The sequence below is a fragment of the Nocardiopsis sp. LDBS0036 genome, from assembly GCF_041228755.1.
In the GTDB taxonomy this organism is placed as follows: Bacteria; Actinomycetota; Actinomycetes; order Streptosporangiales; family Streptosporangiaceae; genus Nocardiopsis; species Nocardiopsis dassonvillei.
Genome location: NZ_CP141103.1, coordinates 2,282,970 through 2,299,597, shown reverse-complemented (window position 1 = coordinate 2,299,597; position 16,628 = coordinate 2,282,970). Strand labels below are relative to the sequence as shown.

The following is a 16,628-nucleotide window of genomic DNA, read 5'->3' as shown; positions in this document are numbered from 1 at the left end:
CCAAACTTAGGCCGCACTTATTCGGGCGTAACGCGTTCCACCCCGTCGGCGCCCTCCCGGGCCGGCGCGTACCCGCCGGTGGCGCGTGTGGCGTCCATCATCCGGACGGCGCCGCCCACCGAATGGGCACTTCCCCCTAGACTGGGACCGTGATCAGTCGAATCGACCTCCGAGGCACCCAAGGCGACCCGCGTCAGGCCCTTCCGCGCGCGGAACTGGACGTGGCGGCCGCCGCCGAGCGCGTACGCCCCCTGTGCGAGGACGTGCGCCATCGCGGTGTCGAGGCCCTGGTCGAACTCACCGAGCGCTTCGACGGCGTCAGACTGACCGACATCCGCGTGCCCAAGGACGCGATCGAGGCCGCCCTGGACGGCCTCGACCCCGCCGTGCGCGCCGCGCTGGAGGAGTCCATCCGCCGCGCCCGCGCGGTCCACCGCGACCAGCGCCGCACCGACCACACCACCCGCGTCGTGCCCGGGGGCACCGTCACCGAGAGGTGGATCCCCGTCGACCGCGTCGGCCTCTACGTGCCGGGCGGCCGGGCCGTCTACCCCTCCAGCGTCGTCATGAACGTCGTCCCCGCCCAGGAGGCGGGGGTGCGCTCCCTGGCGGTCACCTCGCCGCCCCAGAGCGCCTTCGGCGGGCTGCCCCACCCGACCATCCTCGCCGCCTGCGCCCTGCTCGGCGTCGACGAGGTCTACGCCGTCGGGGGCGCCCAGGCGATCGCCATGTTCGCCTACGGCGCGGGCCCCTGCGAGCGCGCCGACATGGTCACCGGCCCCGGCAACATCTGGGTGGCCGCGGCCAAACGCCTGCTCAAGGGCGTCATCGGCATCGACGCCGAGGCCGGTCCCACCGAGATCGCGATCCTCGCCGACGCCACCGCCAACCCCGACTACGTCGCCGCCGACCTGATCAGCCAGGCCGAGCACGACGTCGTCGCCGCCTCCGTCCTGGTCACCCCGGACGAGGCGCTCGCCGAGGCGGTCACCGACCGCCTCGCCGCCCGCGTGGCCGCCACCAAGCACGGCGACCGCGTCCGCGAGGCCCTGTCCGGCCCGCAGTCCGGCATCGTCCTGGTCGACGACCTCGACCACGGCCTCGCCGTCGTCAACGCCTACGCCGCCGAGCACCTGGAGGTCATGACCGCCGACGCCGCCGCGTGGGCCGCGCGCGTGCGCAACGCGGGCGCGATCTTCGTCGGCGACTTCTCGCCGGTCTCCCTGGGCGACTACGCGGCCGGGTCCAACCACGTGCTGCCCACCGGAGGCTGCGCCTGCCACACCGGCGGCCTGAGCGTGCAGACCTTCCTGCGCGGCGTGCACGTGGTCGAGTACGACCGCGAGGCGCTGACCGACGTCGCCCACCACGTCATCGCCCTGGCCAACGCCGAGGACCTGCCCGCGCACGGCGAGGCCGTCGCCGCGCGCACGGACCCGGCCTGAGCCCGAAGGCCACCCGCCCGGCGGGAACCCGGGCGCGCGAGCCCCGCGGCCGCACCGGCCGCGACCCGCACGCCCCGCCCGCCTCCGACCGACCATGAGCGTGCAACCGTGAGCTTCACCCTGAACGACCTGCCCCTGCGCGACGACCTGCGCGGCCGCTCGCCCTACGGCGCGCCGCAGCTGGACGTGCCCGTGGTGCTCAACACCAACGAGAACCCGCACCCGCCCTCGGCGCGCCTGGCCAAGGCGCTGGCCGAGGCGGTCGCCGACACCGCCCTGGGCCTCAACCGCTACCCCGACCGGGACGCGGTCCGCCTGCGCGAGGGCCTGGCCGCCTATCTCGGCCACGGCCTGACCGCCGACCAGGTGTGGGCGGCCAACGGCTCCAACGAGGTCCTCCAGCAGATCCTCCAGGCCTTCGGCGGCCCCGGCCGGTCCGCCATGGGCTTCGAGCCGTCCTACTCCATGCACCCGATCATCTCCCGGGGCACCGGCACCGCCTGGGTGTCCGTGCCGCGCGGAGCCGACTTCCGCGTCGATGTGGAAGCCGCCCTGGCCGCCATCGCCGAGCACCAGCCCAGCGTCGTCTTCCTCACCTCGCCCAACAACCCCACCGGCACCGCCCTGGACCTGGCCGACACGGAGCGCGTCCTGGCCGCGGCCCCCGGCGTCGTGGTCGTGGACGAGGCCTACGCCGAGTTCCGCCGCGAGGGCACGCCCAGCGCGCTGAGCCTGCTGTCCGACCACCCCAGGCTCGTCGTCTCGCGCACCATGTCCAAGGCCTTCGCCCTGGCCGGGGCGCGCGTGGGCTACCTGGCCGCCCACCCGGCCGTGGTCGAGGCCCTCCAGCTGGTCCGCCTGCCCTACCACCTGTCCGCCGTCACCCAGACGGTCGCGCTCACCGCGCTCGACCACGCCGACGAACTCCTCGCCGCCGTCGCCGACCTGCGCGCTGAACGCGACTCCCTGGTCTCCTGGCTGCGCGGGCACGGCTTCTCGGTCGCCGAGTCCGACGCCAACTTCGTCCTGTTCGGCGAGTTCGAGGACCGCAGCCGCGTCTGGCAGGACATGCTCGACCAGCAGGTCCTCATCCGCGAGACCGGCCCGCCCGGGTGGCTGCGCGTCAGCGTCGGAACCCCGCAGGAGATGGCCGCCTTCCGCCGGGCCCTGCTCAGCGCCACCGGACGCTGAGCCGTGCCCGCCGACCCCGAGACCGCCGCCGGGCCCGGCCCGGCCGGGCCCCGCACCCACCGCACCGAGCGAGGAAGTCCCACCACCATGAGCCGCACCGGACGCGTCGAGCGCACCACCAAGGAAACCAAGGTCCTGGTCGAGATCGACCTGGACGGCACCGGCGTCGCCGACGTCTCCACCGGCGTCGGCTTCTTCGACCACATGCTCGACCAGCTCGCCAAGCACGGCCTGTTCGACCTGACCGTGCGCACCGAGGGCGACCTGCACATCGACTCCCACCACACCATGGAGGACACCGCCCTGGCCCTGGGCGCGGCCTTCCGCGAGGCCCTGGGCGACAAGCGCGGCATCCGCCGCTTCGCCGACGCCAAGGTGCCCCTGGACGAGGCCCTGGCCGAGGTCACCGTCGACGTCTCCGGCCGCCCCTACCTGGTGCACAGCGAGCCCGAGGGCATGGCCCCGCTGATCGGCCGCGACTACGACACCACCATGACCCGCCACATCCTGGAGTCGTTCGTGGCCCAGGCCCGCGTCGCCCTGCACGTGCGCGTGCCCTACGGCCGCAACGCCCACCACATCGTCGAGTGCCAGTTCAAGGCGCTGGCCCGCGCCCTGCGCGCGGCCACCGAGGACGACCCGCGCGTCAGCGGCATCCCGTCCACCAAGGGCGCCCTGTAGATGGACGGATACCTGTGGGGGATCGCCCTCATCGTGCTCGGGGGCTTCCTCGCCGGGGGCGCGTACGCCCTGTGGAGGGTCAACCGGCCCCTCGCCGTCGTCCTGGCCGGATGCACGGCGCTCGCGCTGGCCTCCGGCGTACTGCGCCTGGACTACTTCTGAAGGGGAAGGGCAGCACCATGCCGTCACGAGTGGTCGTCTTCGACTACGGCTCCGGCAACCTGCGCTCGGCGCAGCGCGCGATGGAGCGCACCGGAGCCGACGTCACCGTCACCTCCGACCCGCACGCCGCCCTCGACGCGGACGGCCTCGTCGTCCCGGGCGTGGGCGCGTTCAGCGCCTGCATGTCCAGCCTCCGGGCCGCGGGCGGCGACCGGATCATCGGCAGGCGCGTGGCCGGGGGCCGCCCGGTCCTGGGCATCTGCGTGGGGATGCAGGTGCTCTTCGACCGGGGGGTGGAGCGCGCCGACTCCGACGCCGAGGCGGGGGAGGAGGTCACCGAGGGCTGCGGCGAGTGGCCCGGCACGGTGGACCGCCTACGCGCACCGGTCGTTCCGCACATGGGCTGGAACACCGTCCGCCCGCCCGAGGACACCCGGCTCTTCGCCGGGATCGGCCCCGAGGACCGCTTCTACTTCGTGCACTCCTACGCCGTGCGCGAGTGGGAGTTCACGCCCACCAACGAGCGCATCCCGGCGCCCGGGGTGACCTGGGCCGAGCACGGCGAGCCGTTCGTGGCCGCCGTCGAGAACGGACCCCTGTGGGCCACCCAGTTCCACCCGGAGAAGTCCGGCGACACGGGCGCCCGCATCCTGGCCAACTGGGTGGACACCCTCTGACCGGTGTCCGCCGCGCCCGGCCCGCCACCGCTCCCGAAGACCTTCCGACCGACGAGAACGAGATGACTCCATGACCGGCGAGACCACCACCCCCGTACTCGAACTGCTGCCCGCCGTGGACGTGGCGGGCGGCCAGGCCGTCCAGCTCGTCCAGGGCAAGGCGGGCTCCGGCGGGCAGTACGGCGACCCCTTCGAGGCGGCCCTGGCCTGGCAGTCCGCCGGTGCCGAGTGGATCCACCTGGTGGACCTGGACGCCGCGTTCGGCCGCGGCCACAACCGCGACCTGCTGCGCGACATCGTGGGCCGCCTCGACGTCAAGGTCGAGATGTCCGGCGGCATCCGCGACGACGAGTCGCTGGCCGCCGCCCTGTCCACCGGGTGCAGGCGGGTCAACATCGGCACCGCGGCCCTGGAGAACCCGGAGTGGTGCGCCAGGATCATCGCCGAGCACGGCGACCGGATCGCGATCGGCCTGGACGTGCGCGGCACCACCCTGGCCGCGCGCGGCTGGACCCGCGACGGCGGCGACCTCATGCAGACCCTGGAGCGCCTGGAGTCGGAGGGCTGCGCCCGCTACGTCGTCACCGACGTCCAGAAGGACGGCACCCTGAAGGGCCCCAACCTGGACCTGCTGCGCACCGTGTGCGAGCGCACCGACAAGCCGGTGGTGGCCAGCGGAGGCGTCTCCAGCCTGGAGGACCTGCGGGCGATCGCCACGCTGGTGCCGCTGGGAGTGGAGGGCGCCATCATGGGAACCGCGCTGTACGAGGGCGCCTTCACCCTGGAGGACGCCCTGGCCACGGTGCGCGAGTCCGGGAGCGTGCGGCCGTGAGCGTGTCGGTGCGCGTCATCCCCTGCCTGGACGTGGACGCCGGGCGGGTGGTCAAGGGCGTCAACTTCGAGAACCTGCGCGACGCGGGCGACCCGGTGGAGCTGGCGGGCACCTACGACGCCGACGGCGCCGACGAGCTCACCTTCCTCGACGTCACCGCCTCCAGCGGCGACCGCGAGACCACCTACGACGTGGTGCGCCGCACCGCCGACCAGGTGTTCATCCCGCTGACCGTGGGCGGCGGGGTGCGCACCCCCGACGACGTGGACCGGCTGCTGCGCGCGGGCGCGGACAAGGTGGGCGTCAACACCGCCGCCATCGCCCGGCCCGAACTCATCAGGGAGATCGCCGAGCGCTTCGGCCGCCAGGTGCTGGTGCTCTCCGCCGACGTGCGCCGGGTGCGCGAGGACGGGCGGCCGACCCCGAGCGGGTTCGAGGTCACCACGCACGGCGGGCGCCGCAGCGCCGGGGTCGACGCCCTGGAGTGGTGCGAGCGCGCGGCCGAGCTGGGGGCGGGGGAGATCCTGCTCAACTCGATGGACGCCGACGGCACCCGGTCGGGCTTCGACCTGGAGCTGATCCGGGCGGTGCGCTCACGGGTGGAGGTGCCGCTGATCGCCTCCGGCGGCGCGGGCGCGGTGGAGCACTTCGCCCCGGCCGTGGCGGCGGGAGCGGACGCGGTGCTGGCCGCGACGGTCTTCCACTTCGGGCAGTTCACCATCGCCGACGTCAAGAAGAGCCTGCGCGAGGCGGGCCACCCCGTCCGCTGAGCGGCGCGGGGCCCGGCCCCGGCCGCTTGCAGGCACAAGGCCTCCGCGCGCACGCGAGCGCGCGGAGGCCTTCCTCGTGTCCGGCCCGCTCGTGTCCGAGCCCCCGTGTTCCGCGGCCCCGCCTCCGGCCGGAACCCGGTCCCGCCCCGTGGCCCGGTACACGCGCACACCGTCGAATCGGTTGGCGCATGTGCTGAGAAAACAGGACAAGGACAGAGAACTATGTCCTTTTGGTGGCATTGGCGTGCATTTTGTGAACGTGGCGCGGGTCTCACACATCGAACAGTGTGTAACACCCAACCACTCCGCAGCACCGACCACAGGGACCCCAGGGGAAAGGAACCTCTCCATGTCCACCACCACCGGGCGGGCCGCATCCCTCCTCGCGGCCGCCGCCCTCGCCGCGACCACCGCCCTCGCCACCGCGCCCGCCGCCCTGGCGGACGACATCGACCAGACCTCCCCCGAGGTCCTCGCCGCCATCGAGTCCCAGGTCTGGCCCGAGTACACCCTCGGCGACTCCAGCATCGACGTCTACGCCGCCAAGATGCTGCTCTCCTCGGGTGAGATCAACCCCGGCGAGCTCAACCTGGAGTTCGACCAGGACCTGCACGACACCCTCGTCACCTACCAGGAGGCCTTCGGCCTGCACAACGACGGCGACCTCAACCCCGACACCTGGGAGCACTTCCAGGAGCTGGTCTTCGGCCAGCACCAGTTCCGCCGCGGGGACACCGGCCCGGTCGTCACCATGATCCAGCGCGAGCTCAACGCCAAGTTCAACGCCCACCTGGCCACCGACGGCGTCTACGGACCCGCCACCGAGCGGGCCGTCCGCGCCGCCCAGGAGCACTTCGGCATCGGCGTCGACGGCGTCTTCGGGCCCGTCTCCTTCCACGCCGTGATCAGCTACCAGGACTACGCCCGCTGACCGGCCCCGCGGCGCCCCGGTGACCGCGACCGGGACGCGCCCCTCCCGGCGGCGCCCGGGCCCACCCCCTCGGGGCCCGGGCGCCGCCGCGCGCGACCGCCCCCGCCCGCGACCGGAACCGGACCCGCCACACCCCGAACCAGACGGAATAGCCCCGTCGCGCCGCGCGCTGAAACAATCCGGTGGAACCTTGTCGGTGCCGCTGGATAGGTTGACACGACACGCGCACGTCCGCGCCCTCCGGCATGCCCGGGGGCCGCCGCGCGCGTGCCGGGCTGCGCCGGGCCTGCCCGGCACGGAGGAGAACGGGGGGCGTATGGCGCGGGGCACGAGCACCAGGGAACCGGAGAACGAGGAGGGAACGGCACCGCCCGGAGCCGCCGACGGACCGGGAGCACGCCAGTCGACCGACGCCGCCGAGCACACCGGGGTCTTCGCCCGCGGCATGCGGGTGCTGTGGGTCGCCGCCCGCACCGAACCGTGGGTCTTCCTCGCCGCCGTCGTCGGGGCCATGCTGCACGCCGCCGTCAACGTCGGCTCCGCCTCGGTCCTGGGCCACCTCACCGACGCCACCATCCTCCCCGCCTTCGAACAGGGCAGCACCACCGCCGCCGCCCTCGTCGGCGCCGCCGCGCTCCTCATGGGCGTGGGACTGGGCAAGGCCACCGGCATCGCCATGCGCCGCATGCTCGCCGCGCTCATGCAGTTCCGCATGCAGGCCCGCTACCGCCGCGCCGTCGCCCGCAAGTACCTCGAACTGCCCCTGTCCTGGCACCACCGCCACCCCACCGGACAGCTGCTGTCCAACGCCAACGCCGACGTCGAGGCCGCCTGGCAGCCGCTCGCCCCGCTGCCCATGGCCGTCGGCAGCGTGTTCATGCTGGTCATCGCGGCCATCGCCATGCTCACCACCGACCCGGTCCTGGCCCTGGTCGCCTTCGTTGTCTTCCCGGTCCTGGCCGCCGCCAACGTCGTCTTCCAACGGCGCGTCTCACCCATGGCCTCGCGCGCCCAGGCGCTGCGCGCCGAGGTCAGCGGCGTCGCCCACGAGTCCTTCGACGGCGCACTCGTCGTCAAGACCCTGGGCCGCGAGGACACCGAGACCGAGCGCTTCACCTCCGCCGCCCACCGCCTGCGCGACGCGCTCATCCAGGTCGGCCGGATGCGCTCGATGTTCGACCCGGTCATGGAGGCCCTGCCCAACTTCGGCGTGCTCGCCGTCCTGCTCCTGGGCATGTGGCGGCTGTCCACCGGCGCCATCGACGCCGGGGACCTGGTCCAGATCGCCTTCCTGTTCACCCTCCTGGCCCTGCCCATCCGCTCCTTCGGGTGGATCCTGGGCGACCTGCCCCGCAGCGTCGTGGGCTGGGACCGCGTCCAGTCCGTACTCAACTCCGGCGGCGCCATGGAGTACGGCACCCGCACCCTGGAGGACACCCCCACCGGCATCGCCCTGAGCGCCCGCGGCGTGACCTTCTCCTACGCCGACTCCTACGACGCGCGGGGCGGCGCGCGCGACCTCATGGACGGCGGAGCCGACACCGCGCCGCGCACCACCGTCCTCAACGGCGTGGACCTGGACATCGCCCCCGGACGCACCGTCGCACTGGTCGGCCCCACCGGGTCGGGCAAGTCCACGCTCACCACCGTCCTCATGCGCCTGGTCGACGCCGACACGGGCACCGTCACCCTCGACGGCGTCGACGTGCGCGACCTGGCCCGCGACCAGATCCCCCGGCACGCTGCCCTGGTGCCCCAGGGCACCTTCGTGTTCGAGGACAGCGTCCGCGACAACATCACCCTGGGCGCCGACGCCGACGACGACCAGGTCTGGGCCGCCCTGCGCCTGGCCCGCGCCGACGGCTTCGTCCGAGAACTGGAGGGCGGACTCGACGCCCGGCTCGGCGAGAAGGGCACCACCCTCTCCGGAGGGCAGCGCCAGCGCCTGGCCCTGGCCCGCGCGATCGTGCGCCGCCCGAGGCTGCTCATCATGGACGACGCCACCTCGGCCGTGGACCCCCAGATCGAGGCGCAGATCCTGGCGGGCCTGCGCGAACGCGACGACGCCGCCACCGTGGTCGTGGTCGCCTACCGCCGCGCCACCATCGAACTCGCCGACGAGGTCGTCTACATGGAACGCGGACGCGTGCTGGCCCGCGGCACCCACGAGGAACTGCTCACCACCTCGCCCGGCTACACCAGGCTCGTCACCGCCTACGAGCGCGCCTCCGCCGAGGGGCAGGCCGAGACAGACCCGCTGCCCGAGGAACCAGGCCCCCTCGAACCCGCCCGCCCCACCCGTGACGACGCCGCCGAGGAGGCCACCCGATGAGCGCGCCCACCCGCGACGAGCAGCGAGAGCGGGAGGGGGAGGAGCGGCCCGGCCGCGCCCCCGACGACCCGGCCGTGTCGCTGCACCGCTCCTCCGAGGGAGCGATGGACACGCTCAGGCGCGGTCTGCGGCTCTCCCCGGAGTTCGCCCGCGGCCTGTGGCTCACCCTGGTCTTCGCCGTCGTGGCCACCGCCGGCAAGGTCATCGTGCCCATCGCCGTCCAGCAGATCATCGACAACGGGCTGACCGGCGCGAACGGCCCCGACCTGGGCTTCGTCACCCGCATGGTGACCGTCTGCGCCGCTCTGCTCGTGGTCACCATGATCTGCTCCTACCTGATGAACATGCGCCTGTACCGGGCCACCGAGTCCGGCCTGGCCACACTGCGCCGCAAGGCCTTCCGGCACGTGCACGACCTGTCCGTGCTCACCCAGAACAGCGAGCGCAAGGGCGCCCTGGTCTCGCGCGTCACCAGCGACGTCGACCAGATCAGCACCTTCATGCAGTGGGGCGGCCTGCTCCTGCTGGTCAGCAGCGGCCAGCTCCTGGTCGCCACCGTCCTGATGGCGGTCTACTCCTGGCAGCTCACCCTTGTGGTGTGGATCTGCTTCCTGCCGCTGCTGTTCGGCGTGCGCTGGCTCCAGAAGCTGCTCTCCAAGGCCTACCTCACGGTCCGAGAGAACACCGGCGACATGCTCGGCGTCATCGGCGAGACCGTCATGGGCGCCTCCGTCATCCGCGCCCACGGCACCGAGGGGCGCACCGCCGAGCGCATCGACACCACCGTCCTGACCACGCGCCGCTCCCAGATCCGCGCCCAGCGGCTGTCCATGGCGGTCTCGCCCTTCGCCGAGATCATCGCCGCCCTGGGCAACACCGCCGTCGTCCTCATCGGCGTCTGGCTCGGCCTGGACGGCGGCCTGACCGCCGGGCAGCTCATCGCCTTCCTGTTCCTGATGACCCTGTTCATCCAGCCGATGATGATGGCCACCGAGATCTTCAACGAGGCCCAGAACGCCATCGCGGGCTGGCGCCGCGTCCTGGGCGTGCTCGACACCGTCCCCGACATCGCCGACCCCGGCGAGGCGGGCCGGGTGCTGCCGCGCGGACCGGTCCGGGTCTCCTTCGACGGGGTGACCTACTCCTACCCCGAGGGCCCCGTCGTCCTCGACGACGTCAGCGTCGAGATCACCCCCGGCACCCGCGTGGCCGTGGTGGGCGAGACCGGCTCGGGCAAGACCACCTTCGTCAAACTGCTCACCCGCCTCATGGACCCCGCCCGGGGCACCGTCCGGCTCGACGGCGTCGACCTGCGCGAGGTGGCCTTCTCCTCCCTGCGCAGCCGCGTGGTGATGGTCCCGCAGGAGGGCTTCCTCTTCGACAGCTCCCTGGGCGACAACATCCGCTTCGCCCGCCCCGAGAGCACCGACGCCGAACTGGAGGCGGCCGTCACCGAACTGGGGCTGACCGAGTGGCTCGACAGCCTCGCCCACGGACTCGACACCCCCGTGGGCCAGCGCGGGGAGTCGCTCTCGGCGGGGGAGCGGCAGCTCGTCGCCCTGGTGCGCGCCTACATCGCCGACCCCGACCTGCTGGTACTGGACGAGGCCACCTCGGCGGTGGATCCGCACACCGAGGTGCGCATCCAGCGAGCCCTGGACCGGCTCACCCGCGGACGCACCTCCGTGGCCATCGCGCACCGGCTCTCCACCGCCGAGGCCGCCGACCGGGTCCTCGTCTTCGACGACGGGCGCGTCGTGCAGAGCGGCTCGCACACCGAACTGGTGGACAGGCCGGGCGTGTACGCCGACCTGTACGCCTCCTGGGTGCGCTCCTCGGCCTGACCGGGACCGTCCACAGGCCAGCGGAAGGGGGTGCGCCCGCACGGCCGCCGGGCTAGCGTTGGTCCGGGGGCGCCGTGTCCGCCCCGACGGCGGGGGCGGCCCCCGGTCCATTCTCCCCGGCCCGACCGGACCCGGGCAACGCCCCTGCCGGGCCTGTGGACGCCCGCCGCCGACCGCCGAGGGCGTCACCGGCCTCGGTCGGCGGACACACGGCCCGCGGACGCACGGCCCGCCCGCCGCCCCGCGGGCGCTACCGGCCGCGCCACCAGTGCGCCGCCAGCAGCTCCGCCACCAGCGGCTCCACCAGCAGGCTCACGTCCTGGTCGGTGTCGCCCGGGTAGCGCACGGTCAGCTCCGCCTCCGGCATCCGCTCCTGGCCGGGGGTGGGGCCCACCGCCACGAACGCCCCCCGCAACTGCCCCAGGTGCTGGGCGAAGCGCTCGTCGTAGGCCGAACCAGCGAACAGCAGCGCACGGTAGTCCGTCACCGCCGCCAGGTGGCGGTCGGTGTGCGACCACTCCCCGGTCTCACACGCGTGCGCCACCCGTACCGGCCCCTGGCGCAGCACCCGCACCCCCTGCCAGGCCGACGCCATACGCTCGGCCGGGGCCACCATGTGCACCCCGTGCGGCGAATCCAGGATCCGGGCGACCTCGGGCACCCACCCCGGCGCGCTCTCCAACAGCGACGCCGTCGCGTTCGCCGTGCGGCGCAGCAGCCCCGGCAGGGACTGGCTGTTGCCCGGCCGGGGCGCGCCCAGACGGTGCCCCAACAGCAGGAGCAGGGCCAGCGCGTGCTGGTAGGCGCGACAGCCCACACCGCTCGCCTCCTCACCCGCGTGCAGCGGCACCAGCAGATCCGCCTGCCGCCCCACCACCAAGTCCACCGACGGGGCCAGCACGATCACCGGCGACCGCGCCACGTAGCGGTCCAGCACCGTGTACAGCTCGCGCTGCCCACCGCCCAGGCTCACCGCGACCACGAGCGTCTCCGGCCCCGCGGGCGGCTCCTCCGCCGACGAGGAGAAGTCCGCGCTCGCCGCGATCCCCGCCCGGCGCAGCCGCGCCGCCGCCACCTCGCACGCGTGCCGCGCCGCGCCCAGGCCCAGGAAGCGCACCGCGGCGGGCTCGTCGTCGAGCAGCGCGGGCAGCGCGGCGTAGGGATCCCACCGCGGAAAGCGCTCGGCGAGCCGGATCAGCGCCTCGGGCTTGCCCGCGAGGTCGCGGGACAGGGACTCGGCGGTCACGAAACCCCCCAGGGTACGAAGGCAGGGCGAGGGACGACGCACGAACTCTAGGACATCCGCGGCCCCCGGCTCCCGGCGCCCACCGTCCCCCGGCCCCGCCCTCCCCGCCGTCCCGTCCCGAACAGCCCCCGCACCGCCCCGACCCGCACCCCCGACGCCAGGGGACACCCGGTGCGGGACGCTCCGGCGGCGGCCATAACCTGGAGTGCATGAGCGTCACCAGCCTCGACCCGGACATCGCCGCCCGACTCAAGCGCAACCCGGACGGCCTCGTCCCCGCCGTCGTGCAGCAGCACGACACCGGGGAGGTCCTCATGCTCGCCTGGATGGACGACGAGGCCCTGCACCGCACCCTCACCACCGGCTCCGCCACCTACTGGTCGCGCAGCCGCGGCGAGTACTGGGTCAAGGGAGCCACCTCCGGACACACCCAGCGTGTGGTGTCGGTCGCACTCGACTGTGACGGGGACACCCTCCTGGTCCGCGTCGACCAGGAGGGGGCCGCCTGCCACACCGGCGACCACACCTGCTTCGACGCCGGGAGACTCCTGTGAGTTCGGCCTCCTCGCCCCGCGTGCGCCGGGAGTACGGCCTGGCCATGCTCGCCCTGGCCTCCGGGGCCGGACTCCTGCTCGCCGCCGCCGGACGCCCGTGGGCGACCGGCGAACTCACCGCGCCGGGGCCGGTCGCCCCCGTCTCCGTGGAGCTCACCGGAACCGACCTCACCGGCGCCCTGAGCGGCTTCGGCTGGGCCGGGCTGGCCGGGATCGCCGGCCTGTACGCCGCCAGGGGCTGGGGCCGCCGGGCGGTCGGCCTCCTCGTCGCCCTGGGCGGAGCGGCCGCCCTCAACGCCGTCTGGGGCGCCACCCGCCCCGACGCGCTCCTGGCCGCGATGGCCGACAGCACCACCGACACCGCCGGGGCCGCCCAGGTGGCCGCCGACCCCCGCCTGCTGGCCCTGGGGCCCGCCATGGCCGCGGCCGGAGCCGTCCTCCTGGTCGCGGCGGGGCTGGTCGCGGTACTGCGAGCCCCTGCCTGGCCTGGTATGGGCACCCGGTACGATCGGGACGCCGCACCGCGCGCGACCCGGTCCGAGACGCCCTCCGACCTGTGGAGGTCGCTGGACGCCGGTGACGACCCCACACTCGACGCCGAGTCCGCGGGCGCCACGCCCACGGACCCCGACGGCGCCGCCCACGCACCGCGGGCAGCACGCCCAGCCGAACCTAAGGAGAACACCTGATGGCCGACGAGCACCACGACGACCACGGCAACACCCCGTCCGCCTGGTTCCTCACCGTGTCCTGGATCGTGGCGTGGTCCGTGGCGGCCTTCGTCATCGTCTTCCTCGGCGGCGACCTGCTGCTGTGGACCGCCGTCGCCCTCGTCGCCAGCGTCGTGCTCGCCGCGATCGCCGGTGTCATGAAGAAGGCCGGCTACGGCCGCAAGGAGCCCCGCCCCGTTCCGCCCACGCGCGAGGAGTGGGAGGCCGGCCGCAAGTCCGCCGCCGCGCAGCCCGAGCCCGCCGCCGCGCAGCCCGGCCCCGCCCTGGACCCCGACGCGACCAAGGCCTGACGGACACCGGGACACCGGGGAAGCCGCAGCTCACAACGAGTGAATAACGGAAATATGGACGAAGGTCCCACGGGGCGGGTAGATTCGGCCCACCGGCTACGACTGCCGCGTCGGTTCGGTTCGGTGGGAGTCTCACCGATCTGGCATCATTCCTTTCTGCCCGCGGTGTATGCGATCCGGTGATCCAACCCTGCCCCGTGTTGGGCCGGAGTGTTCCCGCATGCGCCGCGCAAATCCCTTGTCCTCTTCCGGAAAGTTGTACCGAGCATGAGTTACGGTCCCCCTCCCCCCGGCAACCCCGGCCCGCCCCCCGGCGGCGGCTACGGCTCCCCCGGGGGCGGCGGCTACGGCCCGCCCTCCGGCGGCTACGGCGCCCCCAGCGGTCCTCCGCCGGACAACGGCCTGGTCTGGGCCATCGTCGCCATCTTCTGCTGCTGGCCCTTCGCCATCCCGGCCATCATCAACGCGACCAAGGTCAACGACCTGTGGAACCGCGGCGACCAGGCCGGCGCTCTGGAGGCCCAGAAGCAGTCCAAGAAGTGGACGAAGATCGCCTTCATCCTCGGCGGCATCTGGGTCGCCCTGTGGGTCATCTACATGATCTTCGTGGTCGTCCTGGGCATCGGCGCCGCCGCCACCGCCCCGACCTACACGACGTACTGACGGGCGAGGCCCGGGCCCTGCCCGCGTCCTCCCTCCGCCCCCGAGCGCCCCGGCGCTCGGGGGCGCGTTTTCTCGGGCCCCGACCCCCGGGCCCCAACCCCTAAGCTGGTCACGTGTCGTACCCACAGTCCAGCGAGCCGCCGCAGAGCTCGCCCCCCGCGCCCCCGGCCGCACGCTCCCTGACGGGGCGGGTCAGTAATCGGCTCCGGGCACTGCACCCGGCCGTATGGCCCGTGGGGCTGGGCGTCCTCGGCCTGGCCGGGGCCACCCTCCTGCACTTCGTGGACCCCAACGAGCCCGGCATCTACCCCACCTGCCCCTGGCTGCTCCTCACCGGCACCTTCTGCCCCGGCTGCGGCACCATGCGGGCGATCGCCCTGCTCACACACGGTGAGGTCCTCGCCTCCATCAGCATGAACCCCCTGCTGTGGCTGCTGGCCCCCTACATCGCCTGGACCTACGGGCTCTGGCTCTACCGCTCCGTGCGACCGCCCAAGAGCCCCCCCAAGCTCACACCGGGCTGGTTCCTGTGGCTGTTCCTCATCGTCGTCACCGCGCACTGGGTCCTGCGCAACCTCCCCTGGTTCTCCTTCCTCGCCCCCGGGACACCGCTCTTTCCCGGCTGGTAGCAGAACCAGGACGACCCCACCGCAGTCCTACCCGGCGAACCCGGCCACGCGCCGCCGCACACGACCACGACGTCCCGAAAAGGTGCCATCACATGAACTACGGTCCTCCCCACACCGGTGGTTACGGTCCTCCCGGCGGCTACGGCGGCCCGCCCCCCGGCGGACCGCCCAAGAACTACCTGATGCACAACATCCTCGGCATCCTCAGCTGCACCGTCATCGGCATCATCGGCCTGATCTTCTCCCTCCAGGTCAACAGCAAGTGGGAGATGGGCGACTACGCCGGAGCCCAGTCCGCCTCCGACACCGCCAAGATCCTGGGCATCATCGGACTGGTCAGCTTCATCGTCTGTGCCGTCATCCTCGTGCTGTACATCCTGTTCTTCGTGGTCATGTTCGGTGTGGTAGCCGCGAACGCCTAGCGCGCCCCCGGCGCTCCGCCCCGGCACGCCCGGGCGGAGCGTTCCCGACCCCCACGAGACCCTCCACGGGGTGTCACGTCGGGGTCGGCGACCCCGCGGCGCCCACGGGTGGATACGATGACCAGCAACACGGTGCGGCGGTGTCCGATCCCGCCGCGCGAGGAGCCCGCACCCGGGCCACCGCCGTGCCGGCCCACTTTCACGAGGGAGCAGTAACTGGTGAGCGTGCTCGACGAGATCCTCGACGGAGTACGCGCTGACCTGGCGCAGCGGCAGGAGGACCTGCCCCTTGACCGCCTCAAGGCCCAGGCCGGGTCGGTGCCCACCCCGAAGGACGCCGAAGCCGCCCTGCGCCGCCCGGGCGTGCACGTCATCGCCGAGGTCAAGCGGGCCAGCCCCTCCAAGGGCCCCCTCGCGGCCATCACCGACCCCGCGGCCCTGGCCCGCGACTACGAGGCCGGCGGCGCCGCCCTGATCAGCGTCCTCACCGAGCAGCGCCGCTTCAAGGGCAGCCTCGCCGACCTCCAGGCCGTCCACAAGGCGGTCGACACCCCGCTGCTGCGCAAGGACTTCGTGGTCAGCTCCTACCAGCTGTGGGAGGCCCGCGTCTTCGGCGCCTCCGCCGTGCTGCTCATCGTCGCGGCCCTGCCCCAGGAGGCCCTGGTCTCCCTGGTGGAGCGGGCCCGCTCGCTCGGCCTCATGCCGCTGGTGGAGGTCCACGACGAGGAGGAGGTCGCGCGCGCACTCGACGCCGGGGCCACCGTCGTCGGCGTCAACGCCCGCAACCTCAAGACCCTGGAGGTGGACCGGGACACCTTCTCCCGGCTCGCCCCCCTCATCCCCTCCGACGTCGTCAAGATCGCCGAGTCCGGTGTCCGCGGCCCGCACGACCTGCTGGCCTACGCCGGAGCCGGAGCCGGGGCCGTCCTCGTCGGCGAGAGCCTCGTCCGCGGCCGCAACCCGCGCGAGGCCGTCGCCGACCTGGTCACCGCCGGGGCCCACCCCGCCCTGCGGGACCGGAACTAGGGGCACAGACCGTGAGAGGGTTGACGCAGGCACCGGCGGACGCGGCGGCGACGCGCCCCGTCCGCAGATGGCGATGGCTCTAGGGAACCCGCGCCAGTGAGCCGCGGGTTCCCGCCGCCGCGTTGACCCACAGTCAGAACGCGCCGCCGGAGCCGGGCGGCGCACAGCCGGTCGGCGCGCGGACCCCGCGGCGCGAGGCCGG

At 73.6% G+C, this 16,628-nt stretch carries 18 protein-coding genes; 17 read left to right on the top strand and 1 reads right to left on the bottom strand.

Features of this window, described 5'->3' with window-relative positions; genetic code table 11:
* Positions 1-149: 149 nt before the first annotated feature.
* The 10 genes from hisD to UIS43_RS09560 all read left to right on the top strand — a co-directional run bounded on the left by hisD (position 150) and on the right by UIS43_RS09560 (position 10,865).
* On the top strand, positions 150-1,445 hold the full coding sequence (hisD, locus tag UIS43_RS09605; protein WP_198662359.1) for a histidinol dehydrogenase: 1,296 nt from the start codon (positions 150-152) through the stop codon (positions 1,443-1,445).
* Positions 1,446-1,553: 108 nt separating this feature from the next.
* On the top strand, positions 1,554-2,636 hold the full coding sequence (locus UIS43_RS09600; RefSeq protein WP_370012984.1) for a histidinol-phosphate transaminase: 1,083 nt from the start codon (positions 1,554-1,556) through the stop codon (positions 2,634-2,636).
* A gap of 87 nt (positions 2,637-2,723) precedes the next feature.
* Positions 2,724-3,317 (top strand): imidazoleglycerol-phosphate dehydratase HisB, encoded by a 594-nt coding sequence (gene hisB / locus UIS43_RS09595; RefSeq protein WP_026338663.1) that lies wholly within the window; start codon positions 2,724-2,726, stop codon positions 3,315-3,317.
* Entirely contained in the window at positions 3,318-3,479 is a 162-nt protein-coding gene (locus UIS43_RS09590; RefSeq protein ID WP_013154204.1) for a hypothetical protein, read from the top strand. It begins immediately after the preceding gene.
* 17 nt (positions 3,480-3,496) lie between these two features.
* The gene (hisH, locus tag UIS43_RS09585) at positions 3,497-4,156 is read left to right on the top strand and encodes an imidazole glycerol phosphate synthase subunit HisH (protein WP_013154203.1); all 660 of its coding nucleotides are present in this window, start codon (positions 3,497-3,499) and stop codon (positions 4,154-4,156) included.
* A gap of 70 nt (positions 4,157-4,226) precedes the next feature.
* Positions 4,227-4,988 carry a bifunctional 1-(5-phosphoribosyl)-5-((5-phosphoribosylamino)methylideneamino)imidazole-4-carboxamide isomerase/phosphoribosylanthranilate isomerase PriA gene (gene priA, locus UIS43_RS09580; RefSeq protein ID WP_013154202.1) on the top strand — a complete coding sequence of 254 codons (762 nt, stop codon included), beginning with the start codon at positions 4,227-4,229 and terminating at the stop codon, positions 4,986-4,988.
* Complete coding sequence (gene hisF, locus UIS43_RS09575; protein WP_013154201.1) at positions 4,985-5,758, top strand: imidazole glycerol phosphate synthase subunit HisF; 774 nt, start codon at positions 4,985-4,987, stop codon at positions 5,756-5,758. Before priA ends, hisF begins: the two co-directional genes overlap by 4 nt.
* 349 nt (positions 5,759-6,107) lie before the next feature.
* Positions 6,108-6,689, top strand: coding sequence for a peptidoglycan-binding protein (locus UIS43_RS09570; protein ID WP_013154200.1), 582 nt, complete (start codon positions 6,108-6,110; stop codon positions 6,687-6,689).
* Positions 6,690-7,005: 316 nt separating this feature from the next.
* Positions 7,006-9,021 carry an ABC transporter ATP-binding protein gene (locus tag UIS43_RS09565; protein ID WP_013154199.1) on the top strand — a complete coding sequence of 672 codons (2,016 nt, stop codon included), beginning with the start codon at positions 7,006-7,008 and terminating at the stop codon, positions 9,019-9,021.
* A complete protein-coding gene (locus UIS43_RS09560; RefSeq protein ID WP_370012981.1) occupies positions 9,018-10,865 on the top strand; it encodes an ABC transporter ATP-binding protein in 1,848 nt (615 codons plus the stop codon). The genes UIS43_RS09565 and UIS43_RS09560 overlap by 4 nt, the downstream gene beginning before the upstream one ends.
* A gap of 250 nt (positions 10,866-11,115) precedes the next feature.
* Here UIS43_RS09560 and UIS43_RS09555 read toward each other — a convergent pair whose 3' ends face one another.
* Positions 11,116-12,111 carry a sugar isomerase gene (locus UIS43_RS09555; RefSeq protein ID WP_013154197.1) on the bottom strand — a complete coding sequence of 332 codons (996 nt, stop codon included), beginning with the start codon at positions 12,109-12,111 and terminating at the stop codon, positions 11,116-11,118.
* Between the two features lie 209 nt (positions 12,112-12,320).
* On the opposite strand from UIS43_RS09555, the gene hisI reads away from it, so the two are divergent.
* The 7 genes from hisI to trpC all read left to right on the top strand — a co-directional run bounded on the left by hisI (position 12,321) and on the right by trpC (position 16,426).
* Positions 12,321-12,665 carry a phosphoribosyl-AMP cyclohydrolase gene (gene hisI, locus UIS43_RS09550; RefSeq protein ID WP_013154196.1) on the top strand — a complete coding sequence of 115 codons (345 nt, stop codon included), beginning with the start codon at positions 12,321-12,323 and terminating at the stop codon, positions 12,663-12,665.
* A complete protein-coding gene (locus UIS43_RS09545) occupies positions 12,662-13,354 on the top strand; it encodes a Trp biosynthesis-associated membrane protein (protein WP_370012980.1) in 693 nt (230 codons plus the stop codon). Before hisI ends, UIS43_RS09545 begins: the two co-directional genes overlap by 4 nt.
* A complete protein-coding gene (locus tag UIS43_RS09540) occupies positions 13,354-13,686 on the top strand; it encodes an HGxxPAAW family protein (RefSeq protein ID WP_370012979.1) in 333 nt (110 codons plus the stop codon). The genes UIS43_RS09545 and UIS43_RS09540 overlap by 1 nt, the downstream gene beginning before the upstream one ends.
* Before the next feature lie 267 nt (positions 13,687-13,953).
* Positions 13,954-14,349 carry a CD225/dispanin family protein gene (locus tag UIS43_RS09535; protein ID WP_370012977.1) on the top strand — a complete coding sequence of 132 codons (396 nt, stop codon included), beginning with the start codon at positions 13,954-13,956 and terminating at the stop codon, positions 14,347-14,349.
* Between the two features lie 113 nt (positions 14,350-14,462).
* A complete protein-coding gene (locus UIS43_RS09530) occupies positions 14,463-14,978 on the top strand; it encodes a DUF2752 domain-containing protein (protein ID WP_358171522.1) in 516 nt (171 codons plus the stop codon).
* A 92-nt stretch (positions 14,979-15,070) separates the two neighbouring features.
* A complete protein-coding gene (locus tag UIS43_RS09525; protein WP_013154191.1) occupies positions 15,071-15,400 on the top strand; it encodes a CD225/dispanin family protein in 330 nt (109 codons plus the stop codon).
* Positions 15,401-15,619: 219 nt separating this feature from the next.
* Positions 15,620-16,426 (top strand): indole-3-glycerol phosphate synthase TrpC, encoded by an 807-nt coding sequence (trpC, locus tag UIS43_RS09520; RefSeq protein WP_013154190.1) that lies wholly within the window; start codon positions 15,620-15,622, stop codon positions 16,424-16,426.
* Positions 16,427-16,628: the final 202 nt, after the last annotated feature.